Genomic DNA, 24,754 nt, shown 5'->3' with positions numbered 1-24,754 from the left:
GCGCTGGTGAACTCCTCTATGCTCAGCCCGGTGTCCAAGTTGACGACGGCAGCCAAGCGCGTGCTGCTGGGCAGGCCGTTCCGTAGCGATTCGCTCGGCCACACGTTGTTGCCCAAGCGTATCGCTCTTCCGGTCTTCGCCTCCGATGCGATGTCGTCGGTCGCCTATGCCCCGGAGGAAATCTTCCTGGTGCTCTCGGCGGCGGGCATCTCGGCGTATGTGTACGCGCCGTGGGTCGGGCTCGCTGTCGCGTTGGTGATGGCGGTGGTGGTGGCCAGCTACCGGCAGAACGTGCACGCCTACCCGTCCGGCGGTGGCGACTACGAGGTCGCGACCAAGAACATCGGACCCAACGCCGGTCTGACGGTCGGCAGCGCGCTGCTGGTCGACTACGTGCTCACCGTGGCGGTGTCGATTTCGTCTGCCGCGTCCAATATCGGCTCGGCCATCCCGTTCGTCGCCACCCACAAGGTGCTGTTCGCGGTGGTGGCGATCGCGATCCTCACCGCGATCAACCTGCGTGGCATTCGCGAATCCGGCACCGCCTTCGCGATTCCGACCTACGCGTTCATCGTCGGCATGGTCGTGATGCTCGCCTGGGGCCTGTTCCGTACCTACGTGCTCGGCGACGACATCCAGGCCGAGTCCGCCGGGTTCGGGCTCAACGCCGAAGACGAGCACCTCTACGGCTTGGCCTTCGCCTTCCTGATCGCGCGCGCCTTCTCCTCCGGCTGTGCGGCGCTCACCGGTGTCGAGGCCATCAGCAACGGTGTGCCCGCGTTCCGTAAACCCAAGTCGCGCAATGCCGCGACCACCCTGCTGCTGCTGGGTTCCATCGCGATCGTGCTGCTGATGGGCATCATCATCCTGGCCCAGAAGATCAAGGTCGTCTACGCCCACGATCCGTCGCACCTGGTCGGCGCGCCCGCCGATTACCACCAGAAGACGCTGATCGCGCAGATCGCCGAGGCGGTGTTCCACGGCTTCCCGATCGGCTTCTTCTTCATCACCATCGTCACCGCGCTGATCCTCGTACTGGCCGCCAACACCGCGTTCAACGGTTTCCCCGTTCTCGGCTCGATCCTGGCCCAGGATCGCTATCTGCCCCGCCAGCTGCACACCCGCGGCGACCGGCTCGCCTTCTCCAACGGCATCCTCTTCCTCTCGGGTGCGGCGATCGCGTTCGTGGTGGTTTTCGGCGCCGAGGTGACCAAGCTCATCCAGCTCTACATCGTGGGCGTGTTCGTCTCGTTCGTACTGAGCCAGACCGGCATGCTGCGGCACTGGACGCGCCTGCTGCGCACCGAGACCGACCCGGCGCAGCGCAGGCAGATGAAGCGTTCCCGGGTGATCAACGCGATCGGTTTGACCGCCACGGGCGCGGTGCTGGTGATCGTGCTGGTCACCAAGTTCTTCGCAGGCGCCTGGATCGCGATCATCGTGATGGTGGCGATCTTCATCGTGATGAAGCTGATCCGCCGCCACTACGACTCCGTCTCGCGCGAACTCGACGAATCCGACTGGGACGGGGTGCTGCCCAGCCGTACCCACTCCCTCGTATTGGTCTCCAAACTGCACCTGCCGACGCGACGCGCACTGGCCTACGCCCGCGCGACCCGACCTGACACCCTCGAAGCGGTGACGGTCAACGTCGACGACGCCGACACCCGCAAACTCGTGCGTGAGTGGGAGAACAGCGAGATCAACGTGCCGCTGAAGGTGATCGAATCGCCCTACCGCGAGATCACCAAGCCGGTGCTCGAGTACGTCAAGCGGGTGCGCAAGAACGCACCGCGCGACGTGGTCACCGTGTTCATCCCCGAGTATGTGGTCGGACACTGGTGGGAGCAGGTACTGCACAACCAGTCCGCGCTGCGATTGAAGGGCAGATTGCTGTTCGAGCCGGGTGTGATGGTGACGAGCGTGCCGTGGCAGCTCAGTTCCTCCACCAGGGCCAAGCAGGCAGGCGAAGTGAACGCACCGGGTTCGGTGCGTCGAGGTTTCGAACGACCAGGACGTCGCGAATGAGCGGCGCGCCGGTCGAGGGTGAGAGTGGGTGTGGCCGTGAGTGATTGGAGCGGACAAGAATTCGAGGTACGTCTCGGGGCGCCGGGGCACGGTGGTTTCATCGTCGCTCGCCACGAGGGCCGGGTCGTGTTCGTGCGACACGGGTTGCCCGGTGAGCTGGTGCGCGCTCGGGTGACCGAGGATCGTGGCGGTTCGTTCTGCCGCGCCGATGCCGTCGAGATCATCGAGGCGTCCGTGGACCGCGTGCCCGCGACCTGTCCCGTCTCGGGACCCGGTGGTGCGGGGTGCTGCGATTTCTCCTTCGCCACCCCCGCGGCGCAGCGTGCGCTCAAAGCCACGGTGGTCGAAGAGCAGCTGCGGCGGTTGGCCAAGATCGAGCATGCGGTGACGGTCGAACCGATCGCCGGTGATTCCGGTGCCGACACCGGCGGTTGGCGCACGCGGGTGCGGCTGGTCGTCGACGGTGCGGGGCACGCCGGCGTGCATCGCTACCGCAGCACCGAGGTGCTCGCGGATCTGCGCTGCCCGCAGCCTGTCGCCGGTGCGCTCGACGGTGTCGCGGATCGGTTGTGGACGCCGGGTGCCGATCTGGTCGTCGCGATCGACGGTGACGGTGTGCGTCATATCGTGGAACTGGCCGAGACTCCGGCCTCCGGCCCGGGCGGTCGTCCGGAGACTCCGCGTGGCGGCAGTCGCGGGCGCGGTCAGCGGCCGGGGCGCCGTCGTGAGTCGGTGCCGCCCGCGGGTGATGAGCGTGGTGCGATCCGGGACCGGGCGGCTTCGCGTAAGTCGGCCATGAACGCGCCTCGCGAGGAGTGCGTGGTCGAAGGTTCGGGTCGTGTCGTGGAGTACGTGGCGGGGCGTCGGTGGGAACTGGCGGCGACGGGTTTCTGGCAGGCGCATCGTGGTGCGGCGCAGTGTTATTCGGATCTGATCGCCGAGTGGTCGGGGCTTGCTCCCGGTGGGTCCGGTTGGGATCTCTACAGCGGTGTCGGTGTCTTCGCCGCTCGGCTTGCCGAGCAGACGGGGCAGACCGGCGCGGTGACCGGTGTCGAATCGGCTCGTTCGGCGGTGGTCGACGGGGTGGCGGCGTTGGGAGATCTGCCGTGGCTGGAATTGCACAGCGATCGGGTCGAGCGTTGGGCTCGGAGTGCTCCCGGTCGGCCGGATGTGGTGGTGCTCGATCCGCCGAGGGCTGGTGCCGGTAAGGATGTCGTCGCTGCCGTGACCGATGCCGATCCGCGTCGGATCGTTCATATCGGTTGTGACCCCGCGGCTTTCGCTCGGGACCTCGGGTTGTATCTCGACGCCGGGTATCACCTCGCGCAGTTGCGGGCGTTCGACGCGTTCCCGGCTACCCATCATGTGGAGTGTGTGGCGTTGCTCGATCGCTGACGGGTGCTGTTGCCCGGCTGGAGTCGGGCAACAGCGGAGTCAGTCGAGGGCCCAGGTCACTCGGACGCTCGCGCCGACTTCGGTTTCGCCGGGGACGACGGGGACAGGGGAGCCGGCGCGTGCCATCAGCATGGGGGACGAGTCCATCTCCGCGCTGATGTCGTAGGCCCGACCGGCGGGGGGAGCGGTGTCCTCGGTGATCTGGATGACCGCGCCGAGGCTTACCCCGGCTCGGGCCGCGTACTGCTCGGCCTTGGCCAACGCGTCGTCGAATGCCGCGTCGCGGGCTTGTTCGAGCAGTGGCGCGGGGTCGGCGACGCCTCGGGTCAGACCGCCGAGGCGCACGTCGTCGCCGCCCGCGTTCACCGCGGCGGCGACGGTGTCGGCGGGCTCGGTGCCGGTTCCTTCGCGCAGCGACACGCTGAGACCGGTGGACGCCAGGTATCCGGCGATCTCAGTGCGGCCGTTGTCGGTGTAGACGGTCTCGGTGCGCACGCTCAAGCCGCTGGTCGCCATGTCGGCGTCACTCACGCCGGCAGCCCGCAGTGCCGCGACGACCGCGCTCACCTGGTCGCCTGCGCGCCCGTAGGCCCCCGCGACGGTGTCGGCGCGCGATTCCACCGACAACGTCAACCGGATGAGGTCGGGGACCGCGCGCACCACGCCGCGCCCGAAGGTGGTCGTGCTCGCCTGCCAGGATTTCTTGCTCACCGCTGTACTCCTGTCGGTCGAAGGCTGCTGTGCTGCTCAACGTCTCGCGTCCGAACCGAGTTCCGCTGCCCGGATCAGTAGTTCTCGGAGTTCGCCGATACTGTGCGGACTGCTGCGTCCATCTGCGCGTATGCCCCGGCCGCGAGTCGTTGTAGCAGAGCGAGTTTCAGTTGCGGGTGCTGCTCGGCGAGCTCGTCGAACACCGCGGGGCTCATCACCGCCACGCGGACCCCCGTCTCGGCGACGATGTCGTTGACGAACCTCTCACCGATCAACATCGGGATCTCGCCGAACGACATCCCCGCCGAAAACGTCACCAACCGGTGCACCCGCCCGTCGGTACCGGGGAACGTTCCCCGCACCCGTCCGTCGAGAATCAGATACAGCCCGGACCGTGGTTCACCGCGTTCGGCGATCACCTCACCTCGGGCGAACGTGCGGACGACGAACTCCGCGCACAGCCGGTCCCGGTCGAGGGCGTCCAGCCCCACCAGCAACGGATGCTCATCGAGGTCGATCGAGGTGCGAGCGCTCGACCCAGCCGGTCGACGCCGGTCGAGCACGATGTCCTCACACCATTCGGTCGCGGTGTCCCGGTCGATGAACACCCGCCCGCGTGGATCGTCGGGATCCAGACTCGACGCCTCGTGCCCGAGCTTGGCATCGGGATCGACCAGCGCCACTCGGCTGCCCCGGCGCACCAGCGCGGTCTGCAACTGCTCGACCATGCCGCGAGCCACCTGACTCACCTCACCGACCCGCCGCAGATCGATCACCAGCGCGTCGAGGCCGTCGGCATTGGCCTCGATCGCCCGAACCGCCCGCTCGGCACCGGCGAACAACAGGTCGCCGTGCAACTCGTAGACCCGCGCCCGGTCACCGTGGGCGGCCAGCACCTCGGCGTCCTCGGGCGGGCGGCGCAACCGCGACGGCAGCTGCGCCACCGAGTAGTCGGCGCGAATAGCGGTGCGCGCGGACCGGGTCACGTGACAGAAGTGCAATTCGAGTCGCCGCGACAGCTCCCGGCAGGCCGCGGCCCCGCGCACGCTGTTGCCGTGCCCGTCCAGCCTCGGCGAATACACCGAGATCCCGAGCTGACCGGGCAGCACCGCGATGATCCCGCCGCCGACCCCGCTCTTGGCGGGCAGCCCGACCGTGGTCACCCAGTCACCGGCGGCGTTGTACATGCCGCAGGTGGTCATCACGCTGAGCACCCGTTCGGTGAGCGAGGCCGACAGCGCCCGTTCGTGGGTCTTCGGATTGACCCCGTTGTCGGCCAGCGTCGCCGCCATCATGGCCAGATCGGCGCAGGTGATCTCGATCGAGCACTGCCGGAAGTAGCGGTCGACCGCATCGTCGGGGTCGACGTCGATGATCCCGACCGAGCGCAACATGTACCCGATCGCCCGATTGCGGTACCCGGTGCGGGCCTCGGATTCGTAGACCGCCTGGTCCATCGTCAACTCGCGCCCGGCGAAACGGGAGTAGCAGCGACGAACCCGCTCGAACTTGTCGGCGGCGTCGCGACCGTTGATCAGCGAGGCGGCGGTGATGGCCCCGGAGTTGATCATCGGATTGCTCGGGCGCTGAGTCTCCGGTTCGAGGCTGATCTCGTTGAACGGCTCCCCGGACGGCTCCACATCGATGTGCTCGGCCACCCCGTCGAGCCCGCGATCGGCCAGCGCCAGCGCATAGGTGAACGGCTTGGAGATCGACTGGATGGTGAACCCGATATCGGTGTCGCCGACTTCGTAGACGAGCCCGTCGGCGGTGGCCAGGCACAAGCCGAACGAATCCGGTGCGACCGCGGCGAGCTCGGGGATGTAGTCGGCGGGCGCGCCGGAGGTGTCCTCGCGGCAGGCCGCGTACACCTCGTCGAGCATGCCTGCCACCACACCCGGGTCGATCGTGCGCGTCGCGCCGTGGCTTCGGGTCACAGCGTCACTGTAGGTCGCGCCGTCACCGGGTGCGGGCGGGGACGCGCGGGAGATTGTCCTCACAGCCGAGAACCCAGTGAGGTAAGCCTTTGTAGAACCCGATTTCCGCTTGCGCGTCCTGTTCAGCGGCCATGGGGCGGTATCGTCGTCGCGACCGTAGACCTCGCCGTGCCCGTGCTGGGAAGGGCCCGCGAGCCTGTGCCCGTCACGCGGGCAAATACACTGGGCTGATCACAATGTAGTCCGGAGGGAGCGAGTTCAGGTGGGAGTGCTGTCGCGGGTGGATTCACCCGAAGATCTGCGCCGGCTGAGCGTGCCGCAACTGCGGGATCTGGCGGACGAGATCCGCGAGTTCCTGGTGCAGAAGGTCGCCGCCACCGGAGGCCATCTCGGCCCCAATCTAGGGGTGGTCGAGCTGACCATCGCCCTGCACCGGATTTTCGATTCGCCGGCCGACCCGTTGATCTTCGACACCGGCCACCAGGCCTACGTGCACAAGATCCTCACCGGCCGCAAGGACCGCTTCGACTCGCTGCGCAGCCGCGACGGCCTCTCGGGCTACCCGAGCCGCGCCGAGAGCGAACACGACTGGGTCGAGTCCTCGCACGCGTCGGCCGCGTTGTCCTACGCCGACGGTCTGGCCAAGGCGTTCGCGCTCACCGACCAGGACCGCACCGTGGTGGCGGTCGTCGGTGACGGCGCGCTCACCGGCGGCATGTGCTGGGAGGCGCTCAACAACATCGCGGGCGCCCCCGACCGTCCGGTGGTGGTGGTCGTCAACGACAACGGTCGTTCCTATGCCCCCACGATCGGTGGACTCGCCGACCGCTTGACCGCCCTGCGCACCCAGCCCGCCTACGAACACGCACTGGTCGCCGGGAAACGCATTCTGAAAAGCATTCCCGCCGTGGGGGATTCGGCGTATTCGATGGTCCACGCGCTCAAGGCCGGGATCAAGGACGCGGTGAGCCCGCAGGAACTGTTCTCCGATCTGGGCATGAAGTACGTGGGCCCGGTCGACGGCCACGATCTCGTCGCGCTCGAGGCGGCCATGCGGCGAGCCAAGGACTTCGGCGGTCCGGTCGTCGTGCACGTGGTCACCCGCAAGGGCAACGGGTACGAGCACGCCGAGAACCACGTCGCCGACCAGATGCACGCCTGCGACCCGATCGACCCGCTCACCGGCCGCCCCCTCGCCGGCAAGAAGGCCAAGGGCTGGACCGCGGTGTTCTCCGAGGAGCTCATCGAACACGGCTCACGTCGGGAGGACATCGTCGCCATCACCGCCGCCATGCCGGGCCCCACCGGTCTGGCCGCGTTCGGTGAACGCTTCCCCGAGCGCATGTTCGACGTCGGCATCGCCGAACAGCACGGCATGGCCTCGGCCGCCGGTCTGGCACTGGGGGGCATGCACCCGGTGGTCGCCATCTACGCCACCTTCCTCAACCGTGCGTTCGATCAGCTCTTGATGGACGTGGCGCTGCTCAAGCAGCCCGTCACGGTCGTGCTGGACCGCGCGGGCGTCACCGGCCCCGACGGCGCCAGCCACAACGGCATGTGGGACCTGTCGCTGCTCGGCATCGTCCCCGGCATCCGCGTCGCGGCCCCCCGCGACGGTGCCACCCTGCGTGAGGAACTGGCCGAAGCGCTCGCCGTCTCCGACGGTCCGACCGTGCTGCGTTTCCCGAAAGGCAGTGTCGCCGAGGACATCACGGCCGTGGAACGTCTCGATGGTCTGGATGTGCTGCGACTGGCCGTCCCCAGCGCGGGGTCCGCGCAGTCCCAGCACGGTGACGTCCTGATCGTCGCCGTCGGCCCCTTCGCCGACACCGCCATCAAGGTCGCCGAACTGCTGGAACCGCAAGGCATCTCGGTCGCCGTCGTCGACCCGCGCTGGGTCATCCCGGTCTCCGACACCCTGGTCAAGCTCGCCGAGAACTACCGCCTCGTGGTCACCGTCGAAGACGGCGGCCTGCACGGCGGGATCGGTTCCACCGTCTCCGCGCGCCTGCGCGACGCGGGCCTCGATGTCCCCACCCGCGATCTCGGTGTGCCGCAACAGTTCCTGGACCACGCCTCCCGCAACGAGATACTCGAAGAACTCGGCCTCACCCCCGACGCCATCGCCCAGCGGATCGGCGGCTGGCTGCAATCACGCTGATCAGGGCGGTAAAGCACCCGCCGCATGTCGGGTGCTGTACCTCTCAGGGCCGAGGGTAGGGCGTGACGGTCGGCGAGGACAGTAATCCGGCACGCTCACGGCGAGGATCCCTGAGACGTCCTCGGCCCGAGTTCGTTCAGCGGTGCGGCCGCCGGGCGACTACCGCGAAGTTCAACGGGATGCGCGGTGCGCCGTCGGGCAGCGCCCACCCTCGCTCGCAGGGCACGAGATCGGAAAACGCGGGCCAATCCATGTAGGGCAGCTCCGTCAACGCTTCGATGACCAGCCCGGCGCCCAGCAGCGCTCCGACGATCTCGCCCAGATCGTGGCGCCACTCGTGATTGGTGGTGTGGGCGATCTGTCCGTCCGATTCCTCGGTGTAGGTACCCGAGTCCGAGTAGCTCCGAGCGCCGCCGCCACCGAGGTAGTCGTCGTCGATCTCCCACGGTTCGAACTGCATCGCACCCAGAATCGGATGGTCGTCGCGGATCACGAACACCCCACCCGGTTCGAGCAGGTCATGGATCGACCGCGCCCACGCGGTGAGCTCCGGCAGCCAGACGATCGTTCCCGCACTGGTCACGATGGTGTCGAAGCGCCGGTCGAGCAGTGCCGAGGCGAACCGCGCGTCCCCCTCGACCCAGCTGATCTCGCGGCCGTCGGCCTCGGCGATCCGCGCCGCGTGCCGCAGCGAGTTCGGCGACAGATCCAACCCGTGTACCTCCACCGCGCCCAACCGCGCCCAGGACACGGTATCGGTGCCGATGTGACACTGCAGATGCAGCAGCGACCGCCCTCGGATCCCGGATTCCGGGAGATGCGGCGCCAGCACCGCGAGATCGTTGCGCACCACCGAGGAAATATCGTCCGGATCGGCCAGGAAGGCGTCGACGTCATACATCCGCGACCGCACATGCACGTCGGCCCGGTCGTCCCAATTCGCCCGATTGGCGGCGATCGCTTCGGCTTCGAGCACGGCATGACCTTTCGACAGCGGCGTGATGGCGAGAATCAACGCTAGCGTCGAGCACACCTCGGGTCGACTGATTTAGTGCCGCTGGGCACCGAGCCTCCGCCCGGAAACCACGCATCGACCCTGCCGCACCGGCGGCAGGGTCGATGCGCGTCTACCGATATACGGGCTCGTTGTCCTCGCGATAGATCGCGAGCGCCGATTTCATCAACCGCACCAACGACCCCCTGGCATCACCGGTGTCACCCGGTCGCGCCTCGATCACAGAGCCTCGTTCGGTGACCAGGTAGCGCCCATCAGGGAAATCCATCACGTGGAAGCCCTGTCCGGATTGCGGTCGGTTGTCCGTCGCGGCGCCCGGATAGCCCGCCACGTACACCAGCGTCGACCGTGCGCGCCCGAAGAAATCATCCGCCTTCTGCTGCGGAGTCCGCCGGTCGGCCGCCCAGGGATCGTAGGGCGCTTCCTCGTCGAGGTCGTTGCTGTTCATCGAGAACACGTCCCCGCCTGCCGCTTCCGTCTTCGGCAAACGGGCGAGGAGCTTGTCGGGCAACTGCTCGATCTCGAGCATGCTCATCCGGATGTCGCCACCCTCGCGGTCGAGCGGTACTCGCTGCTGTTCCACCAGCACCGCCTGCTGGCCGCGCACCGCCGCGAACGACCGCAACTTCTCCCCGTCGCCGTACCCGGCCAGTTCGAACCGCGCTTCCGGCTCGAGCAGAATCCGCAACGCGGCTTCCATCGAATGGTCGAACGTAGGCAGAATCCGCTGCGCCTCGTCCTGCCACATGCGGTCGTAGTCGTCCACGGTCACCGCGTCGGTATGGGTCTGCAGGGGATACGGCAGCACATCGCGATCCGCCGCGCGCCACAGCACCGTGAACCCGAGCGGGCTGAACTGCCACTGTCCCTGGCTCATTCGCCGATCACCGGCGGCACCGTCTTGGCTCGCTGATCCTCGCTGAGCCCTGTGAGTTCTTCACCGTTTTCCTGATTGATCAGATAGTCCTTCGTCCCGGATTCCTTCTCGTCGTCGCCCTTACCGCCGCGACCACCACCGGCACCCATGCCGCCCATGCCCGACATCCCGCGGCCGGCGCCCCCGGAACCCGAACCTCCAGCGCCCGCACCAGTTTTCCCGGCGGTCGCACCTCCCGGTGTGCCCGGAACGGCCGCTCCCGGAACGCCGGAACCGGGTGTCCCCGCACCGGGAGAGCCCCCGCCCGGAGAGCCACCGGTCCCCATCGGTGTCGTCGACGCGGGTGTGGTGCCTGTCGGCGTGGTCGGCATGGTCGACTGCGGTGTTGTCGTTGCCGCAGGCTCCGTGCTCGACGGAGTGGTGTCGTCACCGGTGTCGTCGTCGGACGGATCCTCCGTCGTCGGTGTCTCGGTGGTCGGCTGTTCGGTGGTGGGCTGTTCCGTGGTGGGCTGCTGCGTCGTGGGTTGCTGCGTGGTCGACTTCGTGTCGGTGGTGTCGCCCTGGGTGCCCTTGCCGTCGACCGTCTTCGACCCCGTGTCGAGGGGGTTGTACGGCTGCGGCACCAGTGGGACGTTGGTATCGGCTTGCCCGATTGCCGTGTAGTAGACGCCCCTGACCACCTCCGCCCCTTCGGATTTCGCGGTATCAGCGTTGTGGCTGTCCATCTTCCAGGTGGGGCCGGGAATCCAGCTCGCGATCCCGCTGATCGTGGAACCTTCGTGCGGCTTGACCCGATCCTTGGTGATCTGCATGGCCGACTCGACCAGCTTCACCTTCTCGGCCATCATCTGCGCCGAACCCAACAGGTTGCCGGATTTCTCGACGTACTCCTGGATTCCCTGACCGGCGCTCGACGCCGCGTTACCGGTCCACTTCTCCGAGATGGCCTTCGCGATCTCCGCGTCGTAGGTCTTGAATCCCTCTTCCAGCCTGTTGCGCAACGTCTCCCAGCGGGTGTGCAGCGTGTTCACATCAGCCATCGACATCGCCGAGACCCGTTCGTACAGGTCCGACATGCCGCTGGGGTCCTCGTACGATCCGCTCTGAACTTGCGGCTTCTGGTAGGTGCCGTCGAACGAGCTTTCCAACTGCGTCAGCCGATTCCGCGCGATCGATGCGTCCGGGCTCTCATCCGTAGACCTGGTCGGCTTACTGCCTTCCGCATAATTCTTGAGCTGGACGTATTCGCGACCGATCGGGAAAACGCTGAGAGCGCTGTCCAGAATTGACATTATTGATCACCGCCAGTGATGTTGGCGCCCTGTGAAGTCAGTGCTTGTGCTTGGGCTATTTGCTGGTCTTCATACTTCTTCACCGAGATCTCGATGGTGTCGCGTATCAGCTCTAGCACTGCGATGTGTTCCTCAAAGGCAGTCTTGAAATCTCGTTCGCCACCGATGGCCTTCAGGCCGAGCATCTTCGCCAGCTCATCAGCAGCGTCGAAGCGGCCGAGTCCAGTGACGCTAGCCAGCATCTGAAGGTCATTCTTTAGCTGCGTGAACAGGGCGATTTGCGTATTGCTTGCATCCCGGCAGCTCGTCGCGACCGATCTATCCAAGTAGAGGCGCCCTGCCTTGGCCTCTTCGTTCAGGTACTGCCAGCGGGACTTCTCGTCGGTCGGAGCCACCGCACCCCCTATATCGTTCGTGATTTTATTTTGGAAGGATTGGAACGATTGCTTCTGCAATCGGTTTCAGTCGTTCACATGGCGGTACAGCCTTCGACTTGGAGCTGACATTCAGCATGCCGAGTTGTATGAATCCGGTGCTTGTTTGGAACATGATTGTGCAGTCTTCATTTACGTCATTATGGCTCTGCCGGTACTTAGTTCCTACACGGCCTGCGATCGACACATCTGCAAAGTCAACATTTCCAGGCTTAGCTCTGACTTCATCGACGGTGTGCACTGACGATGCCACCGAGATCCCGTAATTCGGCGGGAACTCGTTCTCTTCCCACAGGCAGATCTTCCATCCCGGCTCTTCCGCGCCGAGGATGCCTGACCGCTTCGTGGCGAGGTCGATGTCGAGGCTCGTCAATGTCGAGTCGGGAATCTGGGAACACGGATCCCACAAGGCCGCCGTGGCGGCCGATAGGTCCGTAGTCGAACTCGGCTGCGCATTACCACTTTCGGTGGTGGAGCACCCCGCCACGGCGAGTACCCCACACAACACCGTGGTCACCACAAGAGACCGTCGCCGCACGAGCATCCTCCGTCTTCCCCGATCACCGAGCCACACCGTCCGGCCGAGCCCGTACCAACCCCACAGCCGCCCCGAATGCTCCCCGCACCCGGAACCCCGTCGTTCCGCACAGCCTACGACACCGACCCGCCCCATTCATCTCACCGCCCCCGACCCATGAAACCTCCGCAACCCCAGCGAGTTCCGCCGAACCGGAGTGCTGCCGAACCCTCGGAACCCACCCACGGCGAAAGCCCGACGGTCGCGAGTCCTTGCGGTCGAGCATTGATCTTCACGGTCATGTGCCTCACACACCCGATTACTGAGATGGCATTCCTTCACGTCCTTAGACGCACCGAAGACTCCTCCGGTTCCATCGATTTCACCGCACCTACCAACTCGCTCACATCCGCTACGCTCGGCGATTGGCACTGCGTGCCGCGGGTCTGGCGTGCCGGTTGTTCCGGTGGTTGCGACCTGGTCGATCAGGTTCGACATCGCAGGTCGCGGGCAGGGAGTGCCCGCGGCCGGGGTGGCATCACACGAGGGGCGGGGCACCGACGATGACCAGCGCAGGCGGGGAACTCAACGTCTCTCCGGACAAGATCAAAACCCACGCCACCAACGTCACCTCAGCCGGTTCCGGGTTGACCGAAGCTCTCGAGGCAGCCCAAGCGGTCTCTGCCCCCTCGGACGCGTTCGGGAAACTGTGTGCGTTCCTCGGTCCGTTGTTCGTCGATGCGGTCGAGACCGATGGCATCGACGCGATCCAGGCCGCGATCGACGCCTTCGGTGATACCAGTTCGAACCTGACCGCTGTTGCTGATGCGTTCACTACCCGCGACACCACCAACGCCGCCGCGCTGAAGTCCCAAGAGTCCGGTCTGTAATGGCCGCCAATCCGTTGATCGCCGCGAAGGAAGACACCACCGATTGGTCTACCGGGATCAGTTTGGTCAGCTCGGTCACCGACCTGTCCGACGCGATCTCGGGCGGTTCCTGGATCGAAGTAGGTCTGGGTGTCGTCGGTCTCGGTGCCGAAGCAGTCTCCCTGGTGGTCGACCCGCTGGGCACCTTGGCCGGTTACGGTGTGGGCTGGCTGATCGAGCACTGCCAACCGTTGCAGGATGCTTTGGACTGGATCGCGGGTGACCCTGCCCAGATCGAGGCCTATGCCAAAACCTGGGACAACGTCGCCGCCCGGATCAGCGAGGTAGCAACTACTCAGAATGCTGCGGTCACAGCGGATGTTGCAGACTGGACCGGTCAAACAGCTACCGCGTACAAGTCGGCGGCCTCGAACACCACGAACCTGTTGACCGCGGCGAACGGCGCTGCGACCGCGGCAGCGTCGGCGATCCGGATGGCGGGCGGGATCGTGGCTGCGGTCCGCGAGACCGTGCGGGATCTGGTGGCTCAGACTGTTGGTCGTCTCGCGGTGTGGGCGGCGGAGTTGGTGTTCTCGGTGGGTTTGGCGACTCCGTTGGTCGCGGTCCAGGCCACTGCGTATATCGCGAAGACGGTGGCGACGATTTCGAAGTTGTTTTCGAAGTTGGCGAAGACGATGGCGAAGTTGAAGCCGTTACTCAAGCAGTTGAAGTCGGCGTTCGGTGATATCGCGAAGGCGTTCAAGAAGACTCCGTCGAAGACCTCGAAGAACGCCGACACCACCACCACTACGACCAGTCCTGCGGCGGCGAAGAACACCGACACCTCGACAACTCCGTCGACTACCAAACAGCCTGACACGCCCACGAATCCGGCCAGCACGCCTGATACACCGTCGAAGACAACCGATAACCCGGACACCCCAGGGACCACGAAACCGGCGAGTACGCCGGAGACGAGCAAGCTTCCCGACCAGTCCGGCTCCGAGAAGCCGGACCTGAACAAGACCGCGAAGCAAACCACCGACTGCGGTGACCCGGTCGACGTCGCGACCGGTGAGTTCCTTCTTCCTGCAACCGATATCGACCTCCCTGGCGTATTGGCACTGGTGTTGACTCGCCGGCACCGCTCGTCGTACCGCTTCGGACGCTGGTTCGGGCCGTCCTGGGCCGCGACACTGGATATGCGCGTCGAAGTCGACCAGGTCGGAGTCAGGTTCGTCGGACCCGACGGTGAGCTGTGGCAGTTCCCCCACACCGCCCCCGACGTCCCAGTCCGGCCGGTCCATCAAGGCATCCGCGCAACCATGACCCGCACCGCATCAGGCAGATACGCAGTCCACGACCCAGAACGCGAACTCACCTGGAGCTTCCAGTCAACCGCCGCGTCCGCCGGGTCGGAAAACCCGCTCGGCAACTATCCGATCACCCAGATCACCGACCGCCACCACAACCGAATCACCTTCCACTACAGCAGCACCGGCCAACCCGCCGAAGTCACCCACTCCGGCGGTTACCGCGTCCGGATCGACACCACCGACAACCGCGTCACTGCCCTGACAGTGCTCGGCACCACCACCGGCGAGCTGCTGGAAGCCACGGTTCGCGAGTTCGGTTACTCGGCAGGTGATCTCGTCTCTGTCACCAATGGTGTCGCCGCGACCACGACCTTCCGCTACGACGATCAACACCGCATGCTGTCGTGGCGCGACTCTCGCGGCACAGAAATGCACAACACCTACGACCGATCCGGGCGGGTCATCAAACAGGTCGGCACCGACGGCATCCTGTCCGCGACTTTCACGTATGAGGCGATTCCTGACTTTCGCCGCTCGCGCACTCATCACACGAACTCCCTCGGCGCCACCACCACCTTCGAGTTCGACGAAGACCTCTGCCTGCGCAACCTGATCGACCCACGCGGCGCGACATCGATCACCGACTACAACGAGTACCGCCAACCGGTCCGTCACGTCGACGCCTACGCCAACACCACCGTCTACCTCTACAACGGCGACGGTGACCTGGTCCTACTCCGACGCCCCGACCAGGCAACCATCACCATCAGCTACGCCGCGCCCCACTGCCCCGCCACGATCACCGATGTCGATGGCACGACCACCACCCGCACCTACGATGACCATGGCAACCTCACCAGTGTCACGGATGCGGACGGTGTCACCACGGCCTACACACATCATCGAGGTGGCGCGCCGGCTTCGATCAGTCTCTCAACAGGCGCCACCACCAGCATCGATGTCGATGCCGCCGGCCTACCTGTCCGGATCATCGAGCCCAACAACGCGGTCACCATCGTCGAACGTGACACGTTCGGCCGACCGGTGACCATCACCGACCCTCTCGGTAACACCAGGACCAACCACTACTCGGCCGAGGGAAGGCTGCTCTCGCGCACCGATGCCGACGGCAGCACCCAGTCGTGGACATATGACGGCGAAGCGAACCTACTGGCCCACACCAACCAGATCGGTGCGATCACCCGCTACACCTACGGCACTTTCGACATGGTCAGCACGCGCGAATCCGCCGATGGCACCGTGACCGCTTACACCCACGACACAGAGCGCCGTCTCACCTCGGTTACCAACCCCCTCGGGGACACCTGGACCTACGAATACGACCCGACCGGCAACGTCTGCACCGAAACCGACTACAACGGATCGGTCACCCACACCGAGCACGACCTGCTCAACCGGCCTACCAACGTCACGACACCGACCGGCGTCCAACGTCGCCTCACCTACGATATTCTCGGCCGATTCATCGGCGTCAGCACAGACACGGGCGAATGGGTTGTCAACACTTACACCCCAACCGGGCTGCTCATCAACGCTAGAAATGGCGTGCACGACGACCCGATTCATTCGGTCACCTTTGTCCACTCGCCAGCCGGGCGGATACTGACCCAGCGTGTCGACGGGCGCGCCACCACCTACAACTACGACCGTCACGGTCGCCGCACCGGGTACACAACGCCGAGTGAGGCGTCGACCATCTACGAACACACATCGACTGGTCTGGTCGCCACCCTCACTACTAACGGCCACCGATTCGACTTCACCCACGACCTCATCGGACGCGAAAACAGTTGGCACAGTGCTGGCATCGGACAGCACAATACCTATAGCGCTGGTGGATACACCCTCAGCCGCGAACTCGTACAGCTCGATCCACACACCAGTGCGCCCATCAAACTGCTCGAGCGCGACGATTACACCTGGCGTCCGGATGGGTACGTCACGAGCCACACCATCACGACACCCACCGCAAACCGGTGCCGCGACTACACCCTCGATGCGATCGGTCGCATCACCCACATCGCAACCCCGAGCCCCGGTGCCAACGAGCAGTACGCCTACGACGCCCTGTCGAACCTCACTGCCGCCGAGATCCACGCATCACCGGCACTATCCGGTCCCATCGCGACCAACCAGAACACACCTGAACCCCCTCCCGACCAGCGCTTCGAGTACCGCAACAACCTCCTCGTCCGCGCCGGACGCACCCGCTACCACTATGACGCCGCCGGTCGCCTCACCCGCAAAGAGAAGAGGCGGATCTCCCGTAAACCCGCCATCTGGCATTACCGGTACAACGCCTTCGACCAACTGATCGAAGTCACCACCCCGGACGAGAACACCTGGTCCTACACCTACGACCCGTTCGGCCGCCGAACCAGCAAACGGAACGACACCAGCAACACTCTCACTGAATTCACTTGGGATGGAGTCCATCTCACCGAACAGTCGACCACCAACCATGCCGGTACCCGAACCCACACATGGACCAACCACCCAACAACCCACATCCCTCTCGCTCAATCCGTCGACGACCAATTCTGGGCAATAGTCACCAACCTCGAAGGCAGCCCGACCCACCTCGCCGACCCCATCACCGGCAAAATCACCTCAACAGCCGACACTGCTCTCTGGGGTCAGACCACCTGGGCGGGTCCCGATACACCCCACCGATTTCAAGGCCAGCAATACGATCCCGAATCCGGCCTCCACTACAATCTGCACCGGTTCTACGATCCAGAAGTCGGCAGATTCCTGACTCAGGATCCACTGGGGTTACCACCCGCTGAAAACCCAAATTCTTACCCCGGGAATCCAATTTCTTGGTGCGACCCGCTCGGGCTAGCGCCGGTTGGTTGCGCAAAGCGTGCGTGGGCGGACCGTGCGGACTTTAGTAGTCAAAAAGTTCTGGATAAAAAATATGACGCGCATGCTTCGGATTTTGGCCTCACCGGCAACAAGAACAATGCCAATAAGGCGGCGTTTGTCGAAGCGATGAAGCAACACATGACGGCCCCGGACACGAAGATTTACCGTTTCAATTACAGAAATCAAGGAACAGCGATCGGATTCATCGACCCCAACACAAACAAGATGGTAATGTTGCGATCTGACGGCAAGTTCTGGTCGGCCTGGAAGCTGGGAGATCAGCAATTTGAGGGTATCGTTCAGAAGGGTTTTCTATGGTAGCTGTAAATGGCGAGTTCAATTTTTCCAAACGCACTTGGCAGCGCCCCCGTGATGTGTCCCCGAATTCGGGCATTGGCGAGCAATTGGCACTGATGAGAAGGCTTGCCTGCTGCGAAATTAATGGCGCAGAGTTTGCGCGCAACTGGTACGCAGCACGGAGTAGATCCCTGGAAGCAAAGGAGCGGGTGCGACCCCCTTTCGAATTCCTGCTGGATCGAGTCTTCTTTGCGCTCGAAGATTACCCGATCGATCCATCGGATCGGGAAGACGGGGATATAACCGAAGAGCAACTTCGCGCCGCAGTCTGCGATGCTCTGGTTCACCTCGATAAACTGTAGGTGCGCGACATGGGCACGGCGCGGATGTCTCCAATGCTTGGGAAGTTAAACAATGGTCGAGTTCATTTTCACGGTCCGCGATGACCCTCCAGAAGATGGATATTCGCTAGGCGACCTGGAAGTGCTAGGTAACTCAGGGTCGGTTACCACTCGCGGTCTGGAGCATCCTGATCAACGTATGATGGTGTATCCCTCCGCTGCTACCCTTCTCTCTGAGGCTCGCTTACTGGCCAGTCGTGGAAAAGGGAATGGGAGGTTTGAAGGCTATGGTTCTATGTTTGTGGTCGAGTTTTCACTGCAGAAGGATCGTGTAGCTACCCGACACGGAAAGATGGTGATTGATTCCACTCCGTTGTCAGAGTTCCTATGCGCTATCTACGATAGTGTGAAATCTTTGCATGACCATGGCGTCAGTGTCATTGAAGAGAATCGCAAGGTGTTGAATGTGTTGGAGAAGGAGATGGATTCATTCGAAATGTGGCGAACATCTCCTGAAGTCAGAATTGAAAATTCAAATGATAGGCGGGACCGTTGAGTTTTAGATCGGGGCGGTTGACGGATCTTGAGCGTACTGTTGCGAATTTTACCGCCTCCAGTGTCGAGGTGTTGCCTATGGTGATCCGTCAGTAGGTGATCACAATTCTGCATCGAATGTGTGACAGTCTCCCGATCCATTTCGGATTCAATTTCAGGCCATGGCGCTACAACTTATCTCTATCGGAACTGGAGCTACGCAGCTTCGACAGATCTCCGGACCCATCCTTTGTGTCCATCAGATTCTTCAGCGTCTTCGCAATGCAGATGAAGACGGTATTCAAAACGATAACAATTGATCTGGCCGACGACGATCAATCCCTGGCGTTGCTCCATATTTCGGATATAGATGAAGTAAAATGGAATCGGGTCAAGTGCATAGCGTTGAAATCTACTGGAGTGGATAGTTTGGTCGCATGCGCAAGTTATTCAATTCGAGTGTATCCACATGGTTTCCCGCTGGTCACAGCGAAATCTGGCAACGCTATCTGACATCGCGTGCCAGCCGACCTTCTAGCAGCTGGCTCGCGTCGTGGCTCGACTAATTGGACGGGGGCGTCAGTGCGCTGGTCAACGCAGGGACTGCGAGGGTGCGCTGCCATTGGCGGGCACCGCCGGCGAGGAGAAAGGCCTCGATCCTCGCGGACAACTCCTCGGGTGTGCCGACGTTCTTGTAGTCCGGGAGTCCGTCCCAGCAGAGACGGCGGACCAGGTCGGGGGAGAGCAGGTTCTCGACCGGGATGGAGTGTTCGGTGGAGAGTTCGCCCATGGCGCCGCGGGCGGTGGTGAGGCGGGCGGCGGCGACGGGGTCGCGGCGTTCCCAGCGGTTGACCGGTGGTGGGCCGTCGAAGGGGAGGGTCAGTGGGGGGAGTTGTTTGTCGGGGAGGGTGCGGCCTCGTTCGACGGCGGCCAGCCAGTCGCGGGAGTAGCGGCGTTGGCGGGGGCCGCCGAAGACGGGGAGGGTGCGCAGTTGGGCGATCGAGCGGGGTTCGCCGGTGGCGGCGGCGACGATGGCCGAGTCGGGCAGGATGCGGGCGGGGGCGACGTCGCGGGCGCGGGCGAGTTCGTCGCGGGTGGTCCACAGTTCGCGCACGATCGCCAGTTGGCGGGTGCGGCGCAGGGTGTGGATGCCGGAGGTTCTGCGCCAGCGGTCGGCTTTGGGGGAGGGCGGGTCCATGGTCCGGACGTGTTCGAATTCCTCTGCGGCCCAATCGAGTTTGCCCTGCTCGGTGAGATCGGCGGCGACGGTGTCGCGCAGTTCGAGGAGCAGTTCCACGTCGAGGGCGGCGTAGTTGAGCCATTCGTCGGGCAGCGGGCGGCTCGACCAGTCGGCGGCGCCGTGGCCCTTGCGCAGGGAGCGGCCGAGGAGGTTTTCGACCATCGCGGCCAGGCCGACGCGTTCGTAGCCGGCGATGCGGCCGCCGAGTTCGGTGTCGAACAGACGGGCGGGGCGCAAACCCAGTTCGGCGAGGCCGGGCAGGTCTTGGTCGGCGGAGTGCAGGACCCATTCGAGGTCGTTGATCGCCTCGGCCAAGGGGGTCAAGGCGTCGGTTACGGGAATCGGGTCGATGAGGAACGAGCCCGCGCCTTCGCGGCGGAGCTGGATCAGGTACGCCCGTGCCGAATAGCGGAAGCCGGACGCGCGTTCGGCGTCGACGGCCAGTGGACCGGTGCCCGCGGCGAGGGTTTTGGCGGCCGCGGCGACCTCGTCGGCGGTCGCCAGCACAGGTGGAACGCCCTCGGCAGGGACGAGCAGGGGCTCTGCTGCGGTGGGTTCCTCGGCGACCGACATAAACGTGAACTCTACGTGGCGATCAAGGGCGATCGGTGCGGGTATAGGACTCCGGTCGTAAATGGGTGATCCCGGCGGGCGGCAGCCCGGCGGCGAAGGCCAGCACTTCGCAGAACGCTTCGACGTGCCGACGCATCTCGGTGGTCGTCGCCGTCCACGACGCGCGCAGTTCGAGCTGGTGGGCGCGCGGTGGGCCCGCGATATCGCCGTAGCGGACCGAGCTGGTCGCGGTGACCGTGCCGCCGAGAGCGGTGAACGGTTCGCCGCGTGATTCCAGGGAGTCCACCAGCCAGCTCCACGCGACCTCGGGTAAGAGGGGGTCGGCGGCGAGCGCGGCGTCGATATCGGCCTGGATGTAGGCGACGAGCCGGAACACGCCGTTCCAGGCCTCGTCGCCGTCGGGGTCGTGCAGCAGGATCAGCCTGCCGAACGCGTCGCCCTCGGAGTCGATGGGCACCACCGGGCCCTCGGGGTGGATGACCTCCGCTCCGAGCGCATAGGAGAACGGCGCCAACCGTTGCGGAGGCCGGATAGGCGCCAGCTCGATTTGGGGGTGCACTGTTGCGGTGCCCATCGCATCGACCGCCGCCCGAAAAGAAGCAGGCTCACGGGGCGTTCCCCCGGTCGGTGCGGCGCCGTCGCGGATGTCGAGCGGTGTCACGAGGTGGAACGGTAGACGGTGGGTGCCCGGTGCCGTCGGAGGCGCGCCGCCTTGCGCGTCGCGTGCGGGCCGTGTTGCGGAGGGTGCATTCTCGGCGGCGATGTGATGCGCGATGTGCGACGCGAACGGTCCGGTGAGTGTCGGGTACCCGACGGACCGAACGTGTGGTTGGTCCCACACCTCGACTGGGCGTGTGGTCGGTCGCGGCGCGATGCTTAGGATGAACGGCGATGAGCACTTACACTCGCCGCCGGTTGACCGATGCCCCTTTCCTGGCCGCCGCCACCGGCGCGACGCCCAGCAGGCGCCCGGTGTGGTTCATGCGTCAAGCCGGCCGATCGCTGCCGGAGTACCGCGAACTACGCAAGGGCGTCGGCATGCTCGAGTCGTGCTTCGACCCGGAGCTGGTGTGTGAGATCACCATGCAGCCGATCCGCCGTCACGGCGTCGACGCGGCAATCCTGTTCTCCGACATCGTCGTTCCGCTCAAGGCCGCGGGCATCGACCTCGACATCGTGCCCGGCGTCGGTCCGGTCATCGCCTCGCCGGTGCGCACCGAAGCCGACGTGCGCGCGCTGCCGCGACTGCGCCCCGAAGAGGTCGGCGCGGTCACCGAGGGCGTGCGACTGCTCACCACAGCGCTCGGCGACACCCCGCTCATCGGGTTCGCGGGCGCACCGTTCACCCTCGCGTCCTACCTGGTGGAAGGTGGGCCGAGCAAGCAGCACGAGCGCACCAAGGCGATGATGCACGCCGATCCGAAGACCTGGCATGCGCTGCTGGGCGCCCTCACCGACATCACCATCGCCTTCCTGCAGGCACAGTTGTCGGCCGGGGTCGACGCGGTGCAGCTGTTCGATTCCTGGGCGGGCGCGCTGTCGCTGGCCGATTACCGTGAGTTCGTGCTGCCGCATTCGGAGCGGGTGTTCGCGGAGGTCGCCTCCGCCGGTGTGCCGCGCATCCACTTCGGTGTCGGCACGGGTGAGCTGCTCGGCGCCATGGGTGAGGCGGGCGCCGACGTGGTCGGCGTGGACTGGCGGCTGCCGCTCACCGATGCGGTGCGTCGGGTCGGCGCCGGAAAGGGCTTGCAGGGCAACCTGGATCCCGCGATCCTGTTCGCCGGATTCGACGCGGTCGAGGCCGAGACGCGGCGGATCGTGCGCGAAGCCGACGAGGCGATCACGCTCGGCGCGACCGGGCACATCTTCAATCTCGGCCACGGCGTGCTGCCCGATACCGATCCCGGCGTGTTGACGGCGCTGGTCGAGCTGGTGCACTCGCTGTAGAGGTCGATGCCCGATCGACATCGGTCAGGGTGCGCGTCGTCGGCCGGTACCGTCGCGGCTACGGTCGTGGCATGAGGATCGCGGTCGTCGGTGGCGGAATCAGCGGGCTCGTCGCGGCCTATCGGTTGCGGCAGCGGCTGGGAGACAGCGTCGATATCGCCGTGCTCGAGCAGAGCGGGCGGGTCGGCGGAGTGCTGCACACCCGCGAATTGGCAGGGGAGCCAGTCGATCTCGGCGCCGAGGCGTTCGTGGGACGTCGGCCCGAGGTGATCGAGTTGATGAACGAACTCGGCCTGGCCGACCAGTTGGTGCGACCGGCCGGAAAACGGCCGCTGATCTGGGCGCAGGGCTCGGCGCATCCGCTGCCGGGGCACACCCTGATGGGGATTCCGTCTGACGCGGAGTCGCTGCGCGGGCTGGTCGATGACACGACGCTGGATCAAGTCGCCACCGAGGCGCAGCGTCCGCTGCACTGGGAGCCTGGCTCCGACGTCGACGTGCAGACCCTGGTGGGTGACCGCTTCGGTAGGCAGGTCGTCGGGCGGAGCGTCGACCCGTTGCTGGGCGGGGTCTATGCGGGGATCAGTGCTTCCATCGGCGTCCGCGCCGCGCTACCCACCCTTGCCGCGGCGCTCGACGCCGGCGCTTCGAGTCTCACCGAGGCCGTCCGCGCGGCGATGCCCGCCCCCAGCTCGGCTCCGGTCTTCGGTGGTCTGCGCGATGGCTACGCAGCCCTGCTCGCCGCGCTGGCCGAAGCGTCGGGAGCCCGTTTCGTCACGACCACGGCCGCGACGCGCGTAGCCCGCGCACCGCGCGGCTGGGTGGTGGACCCCCTCGGAGCCGTCGACGCGGTCGTGATCGCGACGCCGGCCCCGGTTGCCGCCCGCCTCCTGCACTACGTAGCGCCCGAAGCGGCGCGGGCCGCCGCCGGTATCGAGCTGTCCTCCTCGGCGCTCGTCGCCATGGCACTCCCGCGCGACACTGCACTGCCGGACAACTCCGGCATCCTCGTCGCCACGGGAGAACCCTTGCGCGCCAAGGCGTTCACCCTGTCCAGCCGCAAATGGCCCCATCTGGCCGAGCGCGACGTTGCCCTGGTCCGCGCTTCCTTCGGCCGCCTGGGCGACGACAAGTCGCTGTCGTGGACCGACGACGAGCTCGTCGCAGCGGCGGTCGCCGACCTGTCCACCGTCACCGGCATTCCGATCACCCCGCTCGAAGCGGTCGTCCAACGCTGGCCCGGCGGCCTTCCGCAGTACGCCCCCGGCCACACCGAACGGATCGCGACACTCGAATCCGCCCTCGCTGCCCTCGACGGACTCGCGGTCGCGGGCGCCTATCTCCATGGCGTCGGTGTTCCCGCCTGCGTCGCCTCGGGCACCGCCGCCGCGGAACGCGTGGCCACCGCGTACATCGAGAGCACACAGCACTGACCCCGATGCTCGCCGATCGGATGTGCCCGGGGCCGCAGCTGTTGCGGCATCTCGGGAGTGGCGCCGCCTGGTCGCTCTGAGTCGCACACTGGCACAGGCACACTGGGACGATGCAGAGATTCGACGCGGTGCTGTGCGATCTGGACGGGGTACTCCGTCAATTCGACCACGACGGTCAGCGCGAGATCGAGGAGCGCTACGGTCTTCCCGTGGTGGCCACCGCCTTCGCCCCGGAACAGATCCGCCCGGCGATTCTCGGGCAAGCCACCGCCCAACAGTGGCTGGCCTCGATCACCGCGGCGCTCGGCGGTCACCCCGACGCGGTCCGGGCGGTCGATGCCTTCGCCGCCGTCGACTTCTGGGTCGACGAGCAGGTCAGGGATCTGCTGGCGCAGGTCCGCACGCGCGTGCCGCTGGTCCTGGTCACCAACGCGATGGACAACCTCGACGCCCATCTGACGCAGATGCGCCTCACCGGGTTCGCCGACACCGTGATCAGCAGCGCGGCCGTCGGCGTCGCGAAACCCGACCTGCGCATCTACGAGATCGCCGCCGAAGCGGCCGGGGTCGCGCCGGACCGCTGTGTGTTCATCGACGACCGGCCGGAGAACGTGGCCGCAGCACAGTCGCTCGGTATGACCGGCATCCACTACCGGGGGATCGACGATCTGGCACCACTGCGCGCGAAGGCCTGAAACTCGTCAAGTCGTCGGCCCGGCCAACCGGCGGCGTGTCGTGGGGCATCGATGATAGCGATGCTGCATGATCGCCCGCTGTGACCATTGCCGGTGAGCAGCGCAGCGCGCGGACCCTGATCCTCGATCCCGATCTCGGGCCTGTCGAACTTCACGACGGAGAAGTGACGACGGTGACCTCGGTATTCGGCAGTGACGAGTCTTCGCCGTGGCGGGCGAGTAGGCCGGTGGCGGACTGAGCCCCAGCGGCGGG

At 65.5% G+C, this 24,754-nt stretch carries 20 protein-coding genes; 10 read left to right on the top strand and 10 right to left on the bottom strand.

Annotated features, from left to right (window positions below; genetic code table 11):
* Positions 1 to 30 precede the first annotated feature (30 nt).
* A complete protein-coding gene (locus QX204_RS21415; protein ID WP_301901805.1) occupies positions 31 to 2,028 on the top strand; it encodes an APC family permease in 1,998 nt (665 codons plus the stop codon).
* A 36-nt stretch (positions 2,029 to 2,064) separates the two neighbouring features.
* Entirely contained in the window at positions 2,065 to 3,423 is a 1,359-nt protein-coding gene (locus tag QX204_RS21410; RefSeq protein ID WP_301901803.1) for a class I SAM-dependent RNA methyltransferase, read from the top strand.
* A 39-nt stretch (positions 3,424 to 3,462) separates the two neighbouring features.
* Here the strand turns inward: QX204_RS21410 and QX204_RS21405 are convergent, their stop codons facing one another.
* Both QX204_RS21405 and glsA read right to left on the bottom strand, forming a co-directional pair.
* Positions 3,463 to 4,134: an SIMPL domain-containing protein gene (locus tag QX204_RS21405; protein ID WP_301901802.1), complete on the bottom strand. Its 672-nt coding sequence runs from the start codon at positions 4,132 to 4,134 to the stop codon at positions 3,463 to 3,465.
* Between the two features lie 74 nt (positions 4,135 to 4,208).
* Complete coding sequence (glsA, locus tag QX204_RS21400; protein WP_301908058.1) at positions 4,209 to 6,017, bottom strand: glutaminase A; 1,809 nt, start codon at positions 6,015 to 6,017, stop codon at positions 4,209 to 4,211.
* Positions 6,018 to 6,333: 316 nt separating this feature from the next.
* Here glsA and dxs point away from each other — a divergent pair, with 316 nt between their 5' ends.
* Positions 6,334 to 8,232 (top strand): 1-deoxy-D-xylulose-5-phosphate synthase, encoded by a 1,899-nt coding sequence (gene dxs, locus QX204_RS21395; protein ID WP_301901801.1) that lies wholly within the window; start codon positions 6,334 to 6,336, stop codon positions 8,230 to 8,232.
* 136 nt (positions 8,233 to 8,368) lie between these two features.
* On the opposite strand, the gene QX204_RS21390 is transcribed toward dxs, so the two are convergent.
* From QX204_RS21390 to QX204_RS21370, 5 genes are all read right to left on the bottom strand, one after another.
* Positions 8,369 to 9,208, bottom strand: a complete 840-nt coding sequence (locus QX204_RS21390; RefSeq protein ID WP_301901799.1) for a class I SAM-dependent methyltransferase — start codon at positions 9,206 to 9,208, stop codon at positions 8,369 to 8,371.
* A 151-nt stretch (positions 9,209 to 9,359) separates the two neighbouring features.
* Positions 9,360 to 10,124, bottom strand: coding sequence for an ESX secretion-associated protein EspG (locus QX204_RS21385; RefSeq protein ID WP_301901797.1), 765 nt, complete (start codon positions 10,122 to 10,124; stop codon positions 9,360 to 9,362).
* A complete protein-coding gene (locus QX204_RS21380) occupies positions 10,121 to 11,416 on the bottom strand; it encodes a hypothetical protein (RefSeq protein ID WP_301901795.1) in 1,296 nt (431 codons plus the stop codon). Before QX204_RS21380 ends, QX204_RS21385 begins: the two co-directional genes overlap by 4 nt.
* Positions 11,416 to 11,811, bottom strand: a complete 396-nt coding sequence (locus QX204_RS21375) for a hypothetical protein (RefSeq protein ID WP_301901794.1) — start codon at positions 11,809 to 11,811, stop codon at positions 11,416 to 11,418. Before QX204_RS21375 ends, QX204_RS21380 begins: the two co-directional genes overlap by 1 nt.
* Positions 11,812 to 11,836: 25 nt before the next feature.
* Entirely contained in the window at positions 11,837 to 12,367 is a 531-nt protein-coding gene (locus QX204_RS21370) for a DUF3558 domain-containing protein (protein ID WP_301901792.1), read from the bottom strand.
* Between the two features lie 563 nt (positions 12,368 to 12,930).
* Here QX204_RS21370 and QX204_RS21365 point away from each other — a divergent pair.
* Positions 12,931 to 13,257 carry a type VII secretion target gene (locus QX204_RS21365; RefSeq protein ID WP_301901791.1) on the top strand — a complete coding sequence of 109 codons (327 nt, stop codon included), beginning with the start codon at positions 12,931 to 12,933 and terminating at the stop codon, positions 13,255 to 13,257.
* A complete protein-coding gene (locus tag QX204_RS21360; RefSeq protein ID WP_301901790.1) occupies positions 13,257 to 17,762 on the top strand; it encodes a DUF6531 domain-containing protein in 4,506 nt (1,501 codons plus the stop codon). The genes QX204_RS21365 and QX204_RS21360 overlap by 1 nt, the downstream gene beginning before the upstream one ends.
* On the opposite strand, the gene QX204_RS21355 is transcribed toward QX204_RS21360, so the two are convergent.
* Complete coding sequence (locus QX204_RS21355; protein WP_301901788.1) at positions 17,741 to 18,085, bottom strand: hypothetical protein; 345 nt, start codon at positions 18,083 to 18,085, stop codon at positions 17,741 to 17,743. The genes QX204_RS21360 and QX204_RS21355 overlap by 22 nt on opposite strands.
* Before the next feature lie 67 nt (positions 18,086 to 18,152).
* On the opposite strand from QX204_RS21355, the gene QX204_RS21350 reads away from it, so the two are divergent.
* On the top strand, positions 18,153 to 18,635 hold the full coding sequence (locus tag QX204_RS21350) for a hypothetical protein (RefSeq protein WP_301901787.1): 483 nt from the start codon (positions 18,153 to 18,155) through the stop codon (positions 18,633 to 18,635).
* 540 nt (positions 18,636 to 19,175) lie between these two features.
* Here the strand turns inward: QX204_RS21350 and QX204_RS21345 are convergent.
* Both QX204_RS21345 and QX204_RS21340 read right to left on the bottom strand, forming a co-directional pair.
* Complete coding sequence (locus QX204_RS21345; protein WP_301901785.1) at positions 19,176 to 20,426, bottom strand: HRDC domain-containing protein; 1,251 nt, start codon at positions 20,424 to 20,426, stop codon at positions 19,176 to 19,178.
* A 22-nt stretch (positions 20,427 to 20,448) separates the two neighbouring features.
* Positions 20,449 to 21,000 carry a DUF3000 domain-containing protein gene (locus QX204_RS21340; protein WP_056811191.1) on the bottom strand — a complete coding sequence of 184 codons (552 nt, stop codon included), beginning with the start codon at positions 20,998 to 21,000 and terminating at the stop codon, positions 20,449 to 20,451.
* A gap of 317 nt (positions 21,001 to 21,317) precedes the next feature.
* On the opposite strand from QX204_RS21340, the gene hemE reads away from it, so the two are divergent.
* From hemE to QX204_RS21320, 4 genes are all read left to right on the top strand, one after another.
* Positions 21,318 to 22,373, top strand: a complete 1,056-nt coding sequence (gene hemE, locus QX204_RS21335; RefSeq protein ID WP_301901783.1) for a uroporphyrinogen decarboxylase — start codon at positions 21,318 to 21,320, stop codon at positions 22,371 to 22,373.
* A gap of 71 nt (positions 22,374 to 22,444) precedes the next feature.
* Complete coding sequence (locus QX204_RS21330) at positions 22,445 to 23,806, top strand: protoporphyrinogen oxidase (protein WP_301901782.1); 1,362 nt, start codon at positions 22,445 to 22,447, stop codon at positions 23,804 to 23,806.
* A gap of 110 nt (positions 23,807 to 23,916) precedes the next feature.
* On the top strand, positions 23,917 to 24,501 hold the full coding sequence (locus QX204_RS21325; protein ID WP_301901781.1) for an HAD family hydrolase: 585 nt from the start codon (positions 23,917 to 23,919) through the stop codon (positions 24,499 to 24,501).
* 80 nt (positions 24,502 to 24,581) lie between these two features.
* Positions 24,582 to 24,740 (top strand): hypothetical protein, encoded by a 159-nt coding sequence (locus tag QX204_RS21320; RefSeq protein ID WP_301901779.1) that lies wholly within the window; start codon positions 24,582 to 24,584, stop codon positions 24,738 to 24,740.
* Positions 24,741 to 24,754 lie beyond the last annotated feature (14 nt).

Source organism: Nocardia sp. PE-7, from assembly GCF_030486425.1.
Lineage (GTDB): Bacteria > Actinomycetota > Actinomycetes > Mycobacteriales > Mycobacteriaceae > Nocardia > Nocardia salmonicida_A.
This window is presented reverse-complemented; position numbering and strand designations above follow the sequence as displayed.